15 protein-coding genes are annotated in these 14,457 nt (G+C 53.5%); 4 read left to right on the top strand and 11 right to left on the bottom strand.

From position 1 onward, the window contains the following. Positions 1-52 precede the first annotated feature (52 nt). Complete coding sequence (locus tag MIM_RS18945; RefSeq protein WP_025374333.1) at positions 53-961, bottom strand: LysR family transcriptional regulator; 909 nt, start codon at positions 959-961, stop codon at positions 53-55. A gap of 128 nt (positions 962-1,089) precedes the next feature. On the opposite strand from MIM_RS18945, the gene MIM_RS18950 reads away from it, so the two are divergent. Together MIM_RS18950 and MIM_RS18955 are read left to right on the top strand one after the other, a co-directional pair. Then, positions 1,090-1,962, top strand: coding sequence for an aldo/keto reductase family oxidoreductase (locus MIM_RS18950; protein WP_025374334.1), 873 nt, complete (start codon positions 1,090-1,092; stop codon positions 1,960-1,962). Between the two features lie 234 nt (positions 1,963-2,196). Continuing rightward, positions 2,197-2,643, top strand: a complete 447-nt coding sequence (locus MIM_RS18955; protein WP_245592772.1) for a nucleotidyltransferase domain-containing protein — start codon at positions 2,197-2,199, stop codon at positions 2,641-2,643. Positions 2,644-2,746: 103 nt separating this feature from the next. On the opposite strand, the gene MIM_RS18960 is transcribed toward MIM_RS18955, so the two are convergent. From MIM_RS18960 to MIM_RS23265, 8 genes are all read right to left on the bottom strand, one after another. Continuing rightward, positions 2,747-4,207: a NosD domain-containing protein gene (locus MIM_RS18960; protein ID WP_025374335.1), complete on the bottom strand. Its 1,461-nt coding sequence runs from the start codon at positions 4,205-4,207 to the stop codon at positions 2,747-2,749. Positions 4,208-4,346: 139 nt separating this feature from the next. Then, a complete protein-coding gene (pcaG, locus tag MIM_RS18965) occupies positions 4,347-4,976 on the bottom strand; it encodes a protocatechuate 3,4-dioxygenase subunit alpha (RefSeq protein WP_025374336.1) in 630 nt (209 codons plus the stop codon). Positions 4,977-4,993: 17 nt separating this feature from the next. Continuing rightward, positions 4,994-5,719, bottom strand: a complete 726-nt coding sequence (pcaH, locus tag MIM_RS18970) for a protocatechuate 3,4-dioxygenase subunit beta (protein WP_025374337.1) — start codon at positions 5,717-5,719, stop codon at positions 4,994-4,996. A gap of 21 nt (positions 5,720-5,740) precedes the next feature. Continuing rightward, on the bottom strand, positions 5,741-7,093 hold the full coding sequence (locus MIM_RS18975) for an MFS transporter (protein ID WP_025374338.1): 1,353 nt from the start codon (positions 7,091-7,093) through the stop codon (positions 5,741-5,743). A gap of 220 nt (positions 7,094-7,313) precedes the next feature. Next, a complete protein-coding gene (gene pcaB / locus MIM_RS18980; protein WP_025374339.1) occupies positions 7,314-8,672 on the bottom strand; it encodes a 3-carboxy-cis,cis-muconate cycloisomerase in 1,359 nt (452 codons plus the stop codon). Between the two features lie 13 nt (positions 8,673-8,685). Further along, positions 8,686-9,339 carry a 3-oxoacid CoA-transferase subunit B gene (locus tag MIM_RS18985; protein WP_025374340.1) on the bottom strand — a complete coding sequence of 218 codons (654 nt, stop codon included), beginning with the start codon at positions 9,337-9,339 and terminating at the stop codon, positions 8,686-8,688. After that, a complete protein-coding gene (locus MIM_RS18990; RefSeq protein WP_025374341.1) occupies positions 9,336-10,028 on the bottom strand; it encodes a 3-oxoacid CoA-transferase subunit A in 693 nt (230 codons plus the stop codon). The genes MIM_RS18985 and MIM_RS18990 overlap by 4 nt, the downstream gene beginning before the upstream one ends. A gap of 140 nt (positions 10,029-10,168) precedes the next feature. Next, the gene (locus MIM_RS23265; RefSeq protein ID WP_158318756.1) at positions 10,169-10,348 is read right to left on the bottom strand and encodes a hypothetical protein; all 180 of its coding nucleotides are present in this window, start codon (positions 10,346-10,348) and stop codon (positions 10,169-10,171) included. Between MIM_RS23265 and pcaU the strand changes: the two genes are divergently transcribed. Then, complete coding sequence (gene pcaU, locus MIM_RS18995; RefSeq protein ID WP_042070572.1) at positions 10,289-11,104, top strand: IclR family transcriptional regulator PcaU; 816 nt, start codon at positions 10,289-10,291, stop codon at positions 11,102-11,104. The two genes, MIM_RS23265 and pcaU, sit on opposite strands and share 60 nt — an antisense overlap. A 149-nt stretch (positions 11,105-11,253) precedes the next feature. Here the strand turns inward: pcaU and MIM_RS19000 are convergent, their stop codons facing one another. Both MIM_RS19000 and MIM_RS19005 read right to left on the bottom strand, forming a co-directional pair. Beyond that, positions 11,254-12,231: a 5'-nucleotidase gene (locus MIM_RS19000; protein ID WP_025374344.1), complete on the bottom strand. Its 978-nt coding sequence runs from the start codon at positions 12,229-12,231 to the stop codon at positions 11,254-11,256. Positions 12,232-12,382: 151 nt separating this feature from the next. Next, entirely contained in the window at positions 12,383-13,285 is a 903-nt protein-coding gene (locus MIM_RS19005) for a LysR family transcriptional regulator (RefSeq protein WP_025374345.1), read from the bottom strand. 181 nt (positions 13,286-13,466) lie between these two features. Here MIM_RS19005 and MIM_RS19010 point away from each other — a divergent pair, with 181 nt between their 5' ends. Next, on the top strand, positions 13,467-14,438 hold the full coding sequence (locus MIM_RS19010) for a tripartite tricarboxylate transporter substrate binding protein (RefSeq protein ID WP_025374346.1): 972 nt from the start codon (positions 13,467-13,469) through the stop codon (positions 14,436-14,438). Positions 14,439-14,457: the final 19 nt, after the last annotated feature.

Genomic DNA, 14,457 nt, shown 5'->3' on the forward strand with positions numbered 1-14,457 from the left:
GCACCCCCGGATCATCTCTTGCGGGCGGGCACCCCTCAAGTGCGTGGAGCGGTCACCGTTGCTCACCATCTGCTTTGACAAAATCAATGAACGCGCGTAGCGGTGCGGGCACCAGCCGCCGACCCGGATAGTACAAAAACGGTCCCGAAAAACTTACCCACCACGACTTGAGCACCGGGACCAGCGCGCCACTTTGCAGATGTGGTCGCAGCCAGTCTTCGAAAAGAAAAATAACTCCACTACCGGCAATCGCGGCGTCCACAGCCAGATCCGTGCCGCCGCCTGCCTGTACGATAAGTGGCCCGACTGGCTCCACCCGCAATTTTTCACCCTCTCTTTCAAATTCCCATGGCGGCATTGCGCCGCTGGAAAACCGCATGCGCAAACAGGCATGATTGAGCAAATCACGAGGATGCTTCGGCCGACCGCAGCGCTCAAGATAAGCGGGCGCGGCGGCGGCGGCGAAACGCTGGGTTCGCGGACCAATAGGCACCGCAATCATATCCTGCTCCAGACGCTCCTCGTAGCGAATGCCGGCATCGCATCCGGCCGCAATCACATCGACAAAGCTTTCCTCTGAGAATATTTCCAGTTGAATATCCGGATAAGCCGCCAGAAACCCCGGTACGATATCAGCCAATACCAGCCGCGAAGCGCTTACCGGCACATTGAGTCGAAGCGTACCGGCAGGTCGCTCCCGAAATACATTAACGACATCAAGCGCAGCCTCCATTTCCGCCAGAACAGGGCCAAGTCGGGCCAGCAGGCTCTGCCCTGCCTCGGTTGGCACCACACTGCGCGTTGTTCGATTCAGCAACCTGACACCAAGTTGCGCCTCCAGTCGGCGCACCGCTTCGCTGTAGGCCGAGGCGCTGCTACCACTTTTGCGCGCGCCACTGCGAAACCCTTTGGCCCGAGCCACCGCGACAAATGCATTCAAATCTCCAGGATCAACTTTCATCACGCCTCCGCATTGTGCGTAAATCCGCACATGCTGTATGGATTACACCCGATTATCATAACAATATTAAAAGCTTAATATGTGGCGTATCAGCTTCGACTATGCTAACTGTCATCAAAGGAACCACCATGACTTTTCCTGAACAATCAAATACATACTCATTGGGCGAGCTCACAGTAAACCGGCTTGGCTACGGCGCCATGCAACTGGCCGGACCCGGCGTATTCGGCCCACCCAAGGATCACCAGGCAGCCATCGCCGTGTTGCAGCACGCCGTCGCAAGCGGCGTCAATCATATAGACACCAGTGACTTCTATGGCCCGCACATCACCAATCAGCTTATTCGCGAAGCATTGTCGCCCTATCACGACGATCTGGTTATTGTGACGAAAATCGGCGCCGTCCGTGGCAACGATGCCTCATGGAATCCGGCCATATCGCGCGAAGCCCTTACGCAGGCCGTTCACGACAATTTGCGCAATCTCGGCCTGGATGTGCTGGATGTCGTCAACTTTCGCTGCATGGTCTCACCTCATGGCCCGGCCGAAGGTTCAATCGAAGCGCCATTGACAGTCCTGGCCGAGCTGCAGCAACAGGGTCTGGTAAGCCATATCGGGCTGAGCAACGTGACGCCAGCCCAGATCGCTGAAGGACGCAGGATATGCGATATCGTGTGCGTGCAGAATCACTACAATCTGGCGCATCGCGAAGATGACACGCTCATTGACGATCTGGCTCGGGCCAATATTGCCTATGTCCCCTTTTTCCCACTGGGCGGCTTCACGCCATTGCAGTCTGCAACGCTTTCTGAGGTAGCGGCGCGTCTGAACGCAACTCCCATGCAGGTCGCACTTGCCTGGTTGCTGCAGCGCTCGCCCAATATCCTGCTTATTCCTGGCACGTCTTCTATCGCACATTTGCAGGAAAATCTCGCTGCAGACCAGCTTGTTCTTTCTGAAGAAGCGATCAGAGAGCTGGATAGAATGGCGGATGGCCGATAACCGCCTATCGAAATATGAGTTCTTTTCATAAATACCCCAATTGGGGCTGATCATGCCCAATATGGGTATTTACGCATCATCCTCTGAACCGTCAGTCAGTCTGGCGAATGCATTGTTTTCCAGGACCAAGCAACAGGTGCTGCGAATCCTGTTTGGCCAGCCTGACCGTAGCTTTTATGCCAATGAAATCATCAACCTGACAAGTAGTGGCTCTCGGGTGCCGTTCAGCGAGAATTGGCTACGCTCGCTGACAGCGGCTTGGTCACGGCCACACGCAGAGGCAATCAGAAACACTATCAGGCAAACCAGCACTCACCCATTTTTGGCGAACTGCACGCTATCGTCCAAAAAACCATCGGGGTGGCCGAACCCATTCGCAACGCACTCGCTCCGCTGGCACCACAAATTACAGCAGCGTTTATTTATGGTTCAATAGCCAGGAAAACGGACACGGCGACCAGCGATGTTGATCTCATGCTGCTTTCCGATTCAGTCAGCTATGGCAAGGTCTACGCCGCGCTTGAAGACGCCAGCCACGTAATCGGCCGCCCTGTCAATCCGACAATTCTGACGCAGGCTGAATTCACAAAAAGAATTTCTGCAAAAGAGTCCTTTCTGACCCGCGTCCTGGATCAGCCAAAAATATGGATTATCGGACACGATGATGCCCTCCCCGTTTGACACACTTACCGGTCCCGGCAAGGTGCTCAAGGGTGCAGCACACCTGCCCTGCAATGTCTTTGGCAGCATCGGTGACATCGCCGTCACCTGACGCACACCCGCTTCAATTCACCCGCACAGGACGACTCAGCTCAGACGTTGCCCCATTGCTGTCGGTCACGGTGGCCGTAATCGAGCCTATGCCGGTCTTTTCTGATTCCCATGTGAGTTGGGCAATACCTTTCTCGTTGGTATGCGCTACCACAGAACCCAGGTACTGTTCTGCCTCATTTGAATGACGGTCGCGATTACCAAAAAACTCGATTCTGTAGCGCTGATCCGCAGATCCGTTTATCTCAACCGCAATTTTGCCATTTTGCACAGCCAGAACCGGCGCAGTGACGCCCTGATTCGGGTATGCATTGCACCCCTGCTCATCCGGGTTTTTGCAGGTTTTTTGCAGTTTGGCCGGTTCAATGACCACACCACCGCCGCGCGAGCCGACAAAGCCATCATGTTCCAGAGCAGGAACATCAAATATGATAGCGCCCAGACGCTGATCTGGCACGCAGGAGCCGCCTGCCTCGCATCGTTTAATATCCTTGCCGTTATCCCATATCTGGTTTTTGGTAAGTGTTATACGGGCATGGGCATCCTTTTCAGAACGAATCGCCACGCCAATACGGTTGCCATGCACTTTATTACCGTCAAACACATTGCCATCACCAGTCAGATTGAACCCAATCGAATTATTGACCAACTCGTTATAGGCAATGTAATTACGTTTGCCCCAGTTTATCTGCAGCCCGTCGGAGTAGTTCTCGAATTTATTTCCAACAATGGTATTGTCATTACCCCACAGAATCTCAATGCCCTGCGAGGGCTCCGGATTGGCTGCTGTGGATACAAAATGGTTATTGGCAATCAAATTAAAGGCAGCACCGCGGGTCAGCTCAAGTCCATCGCCGTTATCCTGAAAGAGATTATGCAACACCTTGTTGTTATTGGTTGTTGTTGCTGTCGGTTCACCCTTTCCATCATCACCGGTAATCATGATGCCGGCACCGCCATAGTTTTGACTCAGGCGATTATGCTCGATCAGATTATGGCTGGAACGATTGATCAATACCCCAATGCAGAATCGGCGCACATCCAGGCCCTTTATCGTCACGTTGTTCACGTCCTGCAGCACCAGCCCCGGCAGGCTCATCGTACGTACGTTGGTTCCGTATTGTTGCGGGTTAGCGCCAGGGCAGGCTTTCGCGCCTTCCCCTTTTATGTAGTTGGAGCCATCAACGGTAATATATTCGCCAGTCTTGGCCCATTGTGTGCCGATCAGGCTCACTGGCGACTTGATGGCAGGCAGTGCACTATTGAGCTTGATCACAAAAGGCGCGCTCCCCACTGCCTTAATCAGAATCTCGTTTTTATCACCGGGGTTGGCGTTGCTTTGCTCAATCGCCCAGCGCAGGGAACCTTTCTCTGCGTCATCGTCGTAACGATCCACCGTGTATGTACCGGCAACCGCCGCGCCCGAGATAGTCAGCCCCAGCGCCATCGCATATAAAGGTACTGATCTGGTCACTTTATTCTCCCACAAAAATCATCGTTCAACTGCTCCGCATGCAACAGCGGCGACTTGGCAGCTACTGCAACCTGAACCGCTACCCCCATCAGGCCGCCGCTTTATCCACAAGGGCTGTGCATCACACAACCCCTGTGCATCAGATGTCAAAGAACACCGTTTCGCCTTCACCCTGAATACGGATATCGAAGCGATATACCACTTCACCATCACGTTCCTGCCGTGTAGCGATCAGCGTGTCACGACGCCTGACCCATTCAATGCTGTTCAAAACAGGATCTTTGGCATTCGCTTCGGCTTCATCGTCAAAATACACGCGCGTATGCAATCCGATATTGATGCCACGCGCAAATATGACTAATGCTATATGCGGTGCCTGTGTCGTGCCCTTGCGTCCGGGTACAGATCCGGGCTTGATCGTATCAAAATGCCAGAACCCGGTATTGAAATCCGCACCGGTGCGCCCCCAGCCACGAAATGCGTCATCTGCCACTTTTCCCTGTGTATCCGCTTTGGCCGGATAGACACCGTTGGCGTCGGCCTGCCAAATTTCTACCAACACATCGCGCAAGGGAATGCCCAGCCCGTCAAATACCTGGCCTTCGAGCCGGATGCGCTGGCCCTGGGTTTTATCGGTTACCAGCTGGTTATCAAAGTTGTATTCAAACACATTGATGTCGGCCTGTTCCGGCAACAAGCCAATATGCACATAAGGACCACCCGTCTGTGACGGCGTTTCGTGCAATTGCTGAAAAGTCCAGTTACTCATACTGTGTTTTTCCTTCATCAAATCAGATCATTTTCAAAGTATGTCGCGCGGCGTCCGCGCAAATGAATATCGAAACGGTAGCAGCGGCTATCGGCCTCGATAAAGTTACTTTTGTCTTCAAGCGCGATCAGCGCCTGACGCTGTTCATGGGTGGGCACGGTCTTGAGAATCGGGCAGGAGTCAATCAGCGTATCACCTTCGAAATACAGCTGCGAAATCAGCCGCTGTGACCAGCCATCGGCAATCAGGGAAAAGTGAATATGTGCCGGACGCCATTCATTAATCCGGTTGCGCCACGGATAAGGGCCGGGCTTGATAGTCCGAAAGACATAAAAGCCGTTTTCATCGGTCAGCATGCGACCACAGCCGCCGAAATTCGGATCCAGCGTGCCGATATACTGATCGTTAGGATGCCTATAGCGTCCGGAAGCATTGGCCTGCCATACCTCAAGTAGCGCATTTTTTACCGGACGGCCAAACTGATCGCGTACATAGCCGTGAATAATGATCCGTTCACCAATCGGCAAACCATCTTTAGCGTGGTTCAGGATAAGGTCGTTATCTTTCGGTCCGAACCAGTCTGCACTGAAGCGAGGTGCGGTCACTTCAGTCAGTGTTTGTGCAATGGAAATTAATGCATTATTGGGCGAACGCAACACGCTGGTTTTATAGCCAGGCGTATAGGCCGGCGGGTGATCGTCTGTATTGCGCTGCGCATACGCGCCCTGAATGATTTGAGTCATACTACTCTCCTTCTAAAAACGTCATGTCGCATCGGTATGTGAAACGAGCGATTTCACAAAAACGGCTACGGCGGCGGCTGTTGCTGGTATCAGCAACATGCTCAGGATGTCGGTAAAGGTCCAGTTATTTCCCAGCAATATGGCACCCACCCACGCGCCAAATACGGCACCGAACCGACCGATACCGGACATCCATGCCACGCCGGTGGCGCGGCACTGGGTCTGGTAAAAGCGGGCACTCAACGCGGGCATGGCCGATTGCGCGCCATTGATGGCAATGCCTGCACACAGAATCAAAATGGCTAGCAGGGTTGGATTGCCCAGGCTTTGTCCGACAGCAAAAGCGAACACGCCAGCGACGAAATAGAAACCGGCAATCACACGGTTGGGATTGAACCGGTCCATCGCCCATCCGACAAACAGGGCACTGACCACACCACCGAACTGGAACAGGCCACCGATAAACGTTGCCCGCTCCATAGAGGCGCCGGTTTCACGCATAAGTGTGGGCAGCCAGCTGGTGAGCAAGTAAATGACAACCAAGCCCATGAAATAGGTCAGCCACAGCAGTAGCGTTCCCTTGGCGTATTTCGCAGAGAACAGCATGGCAAGTGAATTTTTATTGGCGCCCTGCGATTTTTCTTCGGGCACATGGAACTGCGTCGCTCCCTTAACGCGCTCTGGTGCAATACGACTTAGAATGCGCCGTACTTTTTCAGCGTTGCCGCCTTTGACGATCAAAAAGCGATAGGACTCCGGCAGGACGAAGATCACCAGTACCGTAAGAATCAAAGGAGCCCATCCCCCCAGCAAAAACAGACTATGCCAGCCATACGCGGGAATCATCCAGCCACTGATAAAGCCGCCTGTGGCCATACCAAGGTTATATCCACAGAACATGCACGTGACCAGCAAAGAGCGAACACGGTCCGGGCAGTACTCCGAGAATAAGGTGGTTGCATTTGGCATGGCTGCCCCCAGGCCAACGCCGGTCAGGAAGCGCAATATCACAAGTGTGTCCAGCGAGCCTGCATATGCAGACGCCAGGCTGAAACCGCCAAAGACCACCATAGACAATATCAACACCAACTTGCGTCCGTAACGATCAGCCGCAGGACCGGACAGCAATGCGCCGAAAATCATTCCGCCCAGCGCGGCGCTCATGACGGGTCCCAGTTGTGAGCGGTCCACGCCCCAATCCTGCGCCAGTGCCGGCGCGATAAAGCCCATTGCTGCAGTATCAATTCCATCAACAAAAACGATCAGAAAACAGATGATGGCAATGAACCACTGGAACCTGCTCAACGGAGCATCGTTAATCAGCGTTTGTGCATCGATGCTCGAATTTTGAATCACATTATCCGATGACGGCATGATTCCTCCTTTGTAGAAAAATATCTGAAATTATTTATAGACTGGCAAGGTGTTTTTTCAGGGATCAGGGACCTCGCCGAATTATCCAGCCGAAATCCCATTGCTGCTCTGTATTGGAAAACGATTCATCGTCCGAATTACCTTGCGATAAACGTATCAGCGGCTTCACCGGATGGCAGCGGCCGGCCGTTTTTCTGGCTAAACTCATTTGCAATAACTATTACCCGGGCTGTCTGCCGGCCTCATTCAACACCGCATCTATCTGATCCTGAATATTGCCGATATATGATTCCGGCCTGAACATGTCACTGATCTGCTCGCCGGTGAACTGGTGCCTGATGTCGTCCAGTTCGGCGATCACGTCCTTCAGATGGCGCTGTTCGTCCACAGCTTTTTTACAGGCAGATTCAACCAGGTGATGTGCATTGAGCCGACCCAGCGTAGGAGCCAGCCGCATCATGACCGCCTCGGCCATCACCAATCCGTTTGTACATTCAAGATTGCGCTGCATGTTTTCCGGGTTCACCTGCATTCCCTGCAGGACATCCAGCGTGCGTTCCAGTGCTCCTGAACACAGTTGAAATATTTCTGGCAATGACAGCCATTCTGCATGCCAGCCACCCAGGCTGCGCTCATGCTCCTGCACCATACTTTGATATAGGCTTGAGATCAGAACAGGCACGCGATTGGCCGCAGCCAGTACAGATGCGGCTGCCACCGGGTTCCGCTTGTGCGGCATGGTAGAAGAGCCACCCCGCCCTTCTCCCATCGGTTCAAACACCTCACCCACTTCGGTCTGCATCAGCAGCGACCAGTCGCGCGCCATTTTTCCCAGATTGCCCACCACCAGTCCCAGCACACTCGCTATCTCAACAATACGATCGCGCTCACCATGCCAGGTGCACAGGGGTTCCGTCAGATTCAGTTGCGCCTCAAAAGCGGCCACCACGGCGGTGCCCTGATCGTTCAATGAGGCCAGCGAACCTACCGCTCCGCCCAGCTGCGCCGTCAATACCCGCGCTCTCATCGCTTCGATGCGGTTCAAATCACGCCTGAATACCGACGCCCAGCGGGCGAGCTTGTGGCCAAAAGTGATGGGTAATGCCTGCTGCAGCCAGGTACGTCCCATCATGATCTGATGTCGGTAAACCTTTGCCTGCGCAAGTGCCGTGTCGTATGCCTGTTCCAATTGCGCCTGGATAATGACCAGCGCATCGCGGCACTGCAAAATACAGGCGGTATCCAGCACATCCTGGCTGGTTGCCCCCCAATGAACATAACGCGACGCGTCTTCATCACTTGCCTTTACCAGGGCAGTCAGCTGTTTTACAAATGGAATGGCGATATTGCCTGCCAGCCCGCCTGCCGTGGCCAATGCGTTCTCATTCAGTTTTTCCAGCCCTTGCGTCGTGCAAACCTGTTCAATGCCTTGCGCAGCGGCTTGCGGGATGACGCCCACCAGCGCCTGCGCCTTTGCAAGTGCTATTTCAGTCGTCATCAGATACTTCAATAGCGAGCGGTCACTGAAAATATCCGTCACGTCTTTCTGATAGAACAGGCTGGCGTATAAGCGGCTCATGGCAACACTCCTTTTAAGATTGCGTAGCGTCAATGAGCAGAGCGCCGGTAAGGGATTGCAATTGCTCGAATGACAATCCCTCGACAATCTCGATCACGCTCAGTCCGTCCGGTGTCACATCGATCACACATAAGTCGGTGTAAATGCGGTCAACACATTTCAAACCGGTAGCGGGGTAACTGAGTTCGCCCACAATCTTCGGCTCTCCCGTCTTGGTGTTATGATCTGTCGTCACGAATACCTGTTTCGCGCCAACGGCAAGATCCATGGCGCCCCCTACAGCTGGGATCGAATCCGGAGCGCCAGTATGCCAATTGGCAAGGTCACCATTGGCAGCGACCTGGAACGCGCCCAGCACACAAATATCAAGATGCCCGCCCCGCATCATGGCAAACGAATCACCGTGATGGAAAAAGCTTCCTCCGTCCAGCATGGTGACAAATTCCTTACCCGCGTTGATCAACTCCGGATCTTCCTGCCCTGCAGGCGGCGGCGGTCCAAACGCCAGCAGGCCGTTTTCGGAATGCAGAAACACGTCCTTGTCTTGAGGCAGATAACTGGCGATTTTTGTTGGCAAGCCTATTCCCAAATTGACATAGGCTCCGTCAGGAATGTCCCGGGCAACGCGCTCGGCAATCTGGTCACGAGTCAGCTTTGTATAGCTCATGCTGCTCTCCGCGCTGCCGCTGGTGCACAGGGAACCTGAACAACGTGCGTTACAAAGATCCCGGGCGTTACCACATGCTCGGGGTCCAGCGCACCCAACTCAACCACCTCGCTCACCTGGGCAATCGTTACCGCGCCAGCCATCGCCATGATGGGGCCAAAGTTGCGAGCCGACTTGCGGTACACCAGATTGCCCCAGCGATCGCCTTTATAGGCTTTAATCAGCGCAAAATCAGCGGTAATCGGATATTCAAGAACGTAGTCCTTTCCCTTAATGTTCCGACTTTCCTTGCCTTCGGCAAGCAAGGTGCCAAAGCCGGTCGGCGTATACACTGCGCCCAGCCCCATCCCGGCGGCCTGTATGCGACAGGCCAGATTACCCTGAGGGACCAATTCGAGTTCTATTTTGCCTGCGCGATACAGTTCGTCAAAAACCCAGGAGTCTGTTTGACGGGGGAAAGAGCAGATCATCTTCCGTACCGCACCGGTCTTGAGCAATTTGGCTAGACCGTGATCGCCGTTACCGGCATTATTGTTAACGATGGTCAGGTTTCGTACGCCCAGGTCGATCAGACCGTCGATCAGTTCAGCGGGTTGCCCGGCACTGCCAAAACCACCGATCATAATGGTGGCCTCGTCGCGAATCTGCGACAGTACATCTGCCAATGAAGCGGCAGTTTTATCAATCATCACATGTCTCCAATGTGTCGGGCAACTGATCTCACCTGGCATCTGGCACTACACCTCGTGATCAACTACAGTACAACAAGGTGCAATAAATTTGCCGGTAAGTTTGATTTAAATTATCAACCCCCTCATTTTTTATAGTTTCACACCCTTTTGCCAGCCACTTTTTTGGCTTTTTGTGCGATGATCGAACAAATCATACTTTTATCGCCCAAACTCAGGGTATTCCCTGAAGGAAATGACAACTGAATAAGCCAAATGAAATAGCGCTCCGGCAGAATCGGCTCATCGAGAATCCACAGAATAAAAAGAGGATTCGCCACGAAGATTTTGTTGCAGGCATCAGCAAAGGCCTGGCCATTCTGGACAGTTTCGGGTCGGAGCGCCATCGTCTGAATATTTCACAAGCGGCAGAAAAAACCGGCATGACGCGCGCTGCTGCCCGTCGTCATTTATTAACGCTGGAGTATTTGGGATATCTGGAGTCTGACGGCCACTTCTTTTATCTGAGCCCGAAAGTACTTCGATTTTCGGGTTCTTATATTGGTGGCGCCACGCTGCCCAAAGTATCGCAACCCCTGTTGAACCTGCTTACGAACCAGACCTCCCTGATCTACTCGGTCATGGTGCTTGATGGCTATGAAGCGATCACCATTGCCCGTAGCGCCGCCATGCAACAGGAAGATCGCGTCAACCCCTATGGCCTGACATTGGGGAACCGCCTGCCTGCTCATGCAACGTCTGCCGGCAAAATCCTGCTGGCCTATCTCTCTACAGACGAACAACAGCAGTGGCTGGTGCATTACCCTCTGCAACGGATCACCAAATTCACCCAGACCAACAACGCCGCTTTCCTGAAACTGCTCAATACGATCAAGGAGAGGGAATGGTGTTATTCAAGTGAGGAGCACGAACTCGGTGTACACGCCGTTGCAGTACCCATTTATGGACAACAGAACAAAGTCGTTGCGGCGATCAATATCGTTTCACCAACCACCCGAACAACAAAGCGATATTTAATTGAGCATATTCTGCCCTTGTTGCAGGATACGGCGAGAGAAATCAGGCGTGTCATTTGATCGCAGATGCGCGATCCTGACTTCCTGAATAAACAGACTGGCACGTTGCGAAGGCGTCAATGTACTTGCTGCCAGCACGGAATACGTCGTAATCACCGGCAACGTGATGACGCTTGTGCTGTTTTAGCGGCATAATCGCCTGAAATGGCTCACTTCACCGAGTCAATGAGCTGCGCTTGGCCTGAGTCATTTTCAACTGCCTTGTTGGTTATGCCAAATGGAATATGCACCGACGGCACCAGCGAGCGGGTCATCTCCAGATGGGCAGACTGGTCGTCAAAAAAGATATGAGGCTTAAGCACACCCAGCACATGTTTTTTTGCAATGCCGCCAAGGAAAAAGGCATCATTGGTCATCACTCCCCAGGCTTTCAGCGTATTGAGCGCCCGTTCATGTGACGGCGCATTTCTGGCCGTCACCAGCGATACGCGTAGCCGGTTCTCATAATCAGGATTCTGCTTTTTGAATTGCTCTTCGATAGACTGAATCTTTGCTACCCGAATCAGAAACTGCTGCAAGGGGCCGGGACCATGCGAATTCATGACGTTTGCCACTTCATGAGCATGAAAATCAGTCAATCCGGACGCTTGCATAATGCTTTCAGATTCGTCACTGGCCAGCACGCCATCAAAGTCAAAAGCGATGCGTAAAGCCTGATCCTGTTCATCATCGTCAAATTTTGAATCCAGCACGTAGCCGGCAGGATAGCCCGCGCCGATTGCGGCGTCGACATCAGCCTTGTTGCCAGACAAAAACAGCGATATGTTCAGCGCAGGGATATATTCATAAGGCGAGCGCCCCTGCATGAAAATGGCACGCGTAATACCCAGCCCGTAGTGTTCAATTGTTTTCATCACGCGCAGGCCCGTGTCCGGATCGTTGCGTGACAGCAATATCACTTCAACCAGCGGATCTTCCGGATCGGGCCGCATATGATTTAACGAAAGTAGCCTTTTCACAAAAGGGAACGCAATCCCTTTTGGCAGCGGATTATTAAGATTGCGCTCCTGAAATTTACGATAGGCCTCCTCGCCATCACGTTTGAAAACCGAGTCCGAAGCACTCAGGTCAAAAACGGCGCTGGAGGCCACGCCAATCACCAGGCGATTCTCTAGATCGTACGGCATGGCATCGTTCCCGTAACACAAACGCAGAGGTGAACATTTACTGGACTATGTTGTACTGTCATTTTGACATCCTGAAACCGCAGTCAAGGCAATGCCCTGCATTTTATCGAATAACGGGCTCCATTGCGTTGCCAGGGATTACTCATTGATTTCAAAACCGCCTGCCCTGCGGTTCAAACCATTCCACCAGGGCATTCACAAACGCCCGGGTTCGGGCAGACAAATTCTGTCGGGTGGGGTATACCGCCATGACATTGGCGGGTGGCAGTTCCCATTCCGGGAGCACCACTCGCAAACGCCCCGATTCCAGATAGGGTTTTGCATCCCATTCAGATCGCATCAGAATACCGTGCCCATCCAGCGCCCATGCCAGCGCCGACTCACCATCGTTGGTGCTCAGCGGCCCGCGCACCTTGATGGTCTCGCTGCGCGTGCCCATGGTCAGGCGCCAGGTGCCGAAAGTCTCATCATTCTCCCTGATGACAATGCAGCGATGCGTGCGCAACGCCGATGGATGCGCCGGCATTCCTGCATGCTCAAGATACTTTGGTGAAGCGCAAAGGATCCGGCGATTCAGGGCAATGGTTCTTGCCGTCAGGCTGGAGTCCCGCTGCTCGCCAAAGCAGATCGCCACATCGAAACCGTCCTGGAGCAGATTCACCGGACGGTCACTCAATTGCATTTGTATTTCAACTTCGGGGTTATCCCGCTGGAACTGCGAGACCAGGGGCACAATATAACGTCGTCCAAAACCCAGCGTGGCATGAACCCGTAGCAGGCCGCGCGGTGCAGCGCGGCTACCCGCCAGGGCCTGCTCCAGCATTTTCAGTTCATTGAGCAAATGGTTACCCTGAGCAAGATAGGACTCCCCCTCTGCGGTAAAACTGATCCGCCGCGTGGTGCGGTTCATCAGCCGAACACCCAGGCGCTGCTCCAGCGCGGCAAGACGCTTACTTACCGTAGATGGCGTCACACCAATCTCCTGGGCTGCACGCGCCAGCGTCGCATGCCTGGCCAGCAAAACGAAAAATCCAAGATCAGAATAGGAATCCATGTAGTGACCGTACTCAGGTATCGATTTCAATTGAAATTCATGACCTGATTATATCTCCACAGGAAATAATAAATTGAATTGACTGACATTATGTCTGCAATAAAGCAAATTAGAATAGGGCTGCGGGTCAACTAACCGTGATGCGACACGACCACACAAAATAATTTTTCGGAGACAAACAATGCGCAGGATTACTCATTTACGCCGTTTTCTGCTCAGCATGGCCTTTGTTTTGCCTACAGCCTGTCTGGCCCAGTCCTTTCCGGAACGACCGGTCAAGCTGATCGTTCCGTATGCACCCGGCGGTAGCGCAGATATCGCTGCCCGCCTGATTACCGATGACTGGGCCAAAGCCCTTGGGCAACCACTGGTGATTGAGAACAAGGCCGGGGCCGGTGGCAATATCGGCGTTGACCTGGTCAGTAAGGCCAAACCCGACGGCTACACCATTGGCTTACAGACCGTATCGCTGGCGATCAACCCCGCGCTCTATCCGCGCATGCCGTACGACACACTTGCCGATCTGGATCCAATTGGCATGGTTGCTACGTCCCAGCACGTCCTGGTTGTGAACAATCAACTATCGGCCCATAGCGTGAAGGACCTGATCCGCGATGCCAAAGCAACACCCGGCACACTGCAATACGGGTCCGCCGGTACAGGCAGTACGTTTCACATGGCCGCTGAACTGTTCAAATCAGTCTCGCAAACCGATATTACCCATGTCCCCTACCGGGGCGGTGGTCCGGCTTTACTGGACACGATCGGCGGGCATGTGCAATTGAGCTTCCCTGTATTGTCAGCAGCGCTGCCGCAAGTTCAGGGCGGCCAATTGCGACCACTCGGTGTAACCGGTCCTAAACGCTCGCCGCTGATGCCCGATGTTCCCACCATTGCGGAAGCGGGTTTGCCTGATTACAGCTTCGAAACCTGGTTCATGGTATTTGCCCCCGCCGGCACACCCAAGCCCGTGATTGAAAAACTCAATGCCACGCTCAACGCCACCTTGAACAAACCGGAGCTACGGCAACGCATGACCAGAGAAGCATTTGATCCCGCCCCGTCAACCACCGCCGAAGCACGTCAGCTACTGGCCAGCGACATGAAAAAATGGGATTCGCTGATCAAGGCCAGCGGCATCAAAGCCGACTAAACCCTCTCTATGTCCGATG

Source organism: Advenella mimigardefordensis DPN7, assembly GCF_000521505.1.
GTDB classification, from domain to species: domain Bacteria; phylum Pseudomonadota; class Gammaproteobacteria; order Burkholderiales; family Burkholderiaceae_B; genus Advenella; species Advenella mimigardefordensis.

What these genes read in the sequence shown, in the direction of transcription:
- MIM_RS18945 (WP_025374333.1), bottom strand. Translation starts at nt 961, where the DNA reads ATGAAAGTTGATCCTGGAGATTTGAATGCATTTGTCGCGGTGGCTCGG.
- MIM_RS18950 (WP_025374334.1), top strand. Translation starts at nt 1,090, where the DNA reads ATGACTTTTCCTGAACAATCAAATACATACTCATTGGGCGAGCTCACA.
- pcaG (WP_025374336.1), bottom strand. Translation starts at nt 4,976, where the DNA reads ATGAGTAACTGGACTTTTCAGCAATTGCACGAAACGCCGTCACAGACG.
- pcaH (WP_025374337.1), bottom strand. Translation starts at nt 5,719, where the DNA reads ATGACTCAAATCATTCAGGGCGCGTATGCGCAGCGCAATACAGACGAT.
- MIM_RS18975 (WP_025374338.1), bottom strand. Translation starts at nt 7,093, where the DNA reads ATGCCGTCATCGGATAATGTGATTCAAAATTCGAGCATCGATGCACAA.
- pcaB (WP_025374339.1), bottom strand. Translation starts at nt 8,672, where the DNA reads ATGAGCCGCTTATACGCCAGCCTGTTCTATCAGAAAGACGTGACGGAT.
- MIM_RS18985 (WP_025374340.1), bottom strand. Translation starts at nt 9,339, where the DNA reads ATGAGCTATACAAAGCTGACTCGTGACCAGATTGCCGAGCGCGTTGCC.
- MIM_RS18990 (WP_025374341.1), bottom strand. Translation starts at nt 10,028, where the DNA reads ATGATTGATAAAACTGCCGCTTCATTGGCAGATGTACTGTCGCAGATT.
- MIM_RS19000 (WP_025374344.1), bottom strand. Translation starts at nt 12,231, where the DNA reads ATGCCGTACGATCTAGAGAATCGCCTGGTGATTGGCGTGGCCTCCAGC.
- MIM_RS19005 (WP_025374345.1), bottom strand. Translation starts at nt 13,285, where the DNA reads ATGGATTCCTATTCTGATCTTGGATTTTTCGTTTTGCTGGCCAGGCAT.
- MIM_RS19010 (WP_025374346.1), top strand. Translation starts at nt 13,467, where the DNA reads ATGCGCAGGATTACTCATTTACGCCGTTTTCTGCTCAGCATGGCCTTT.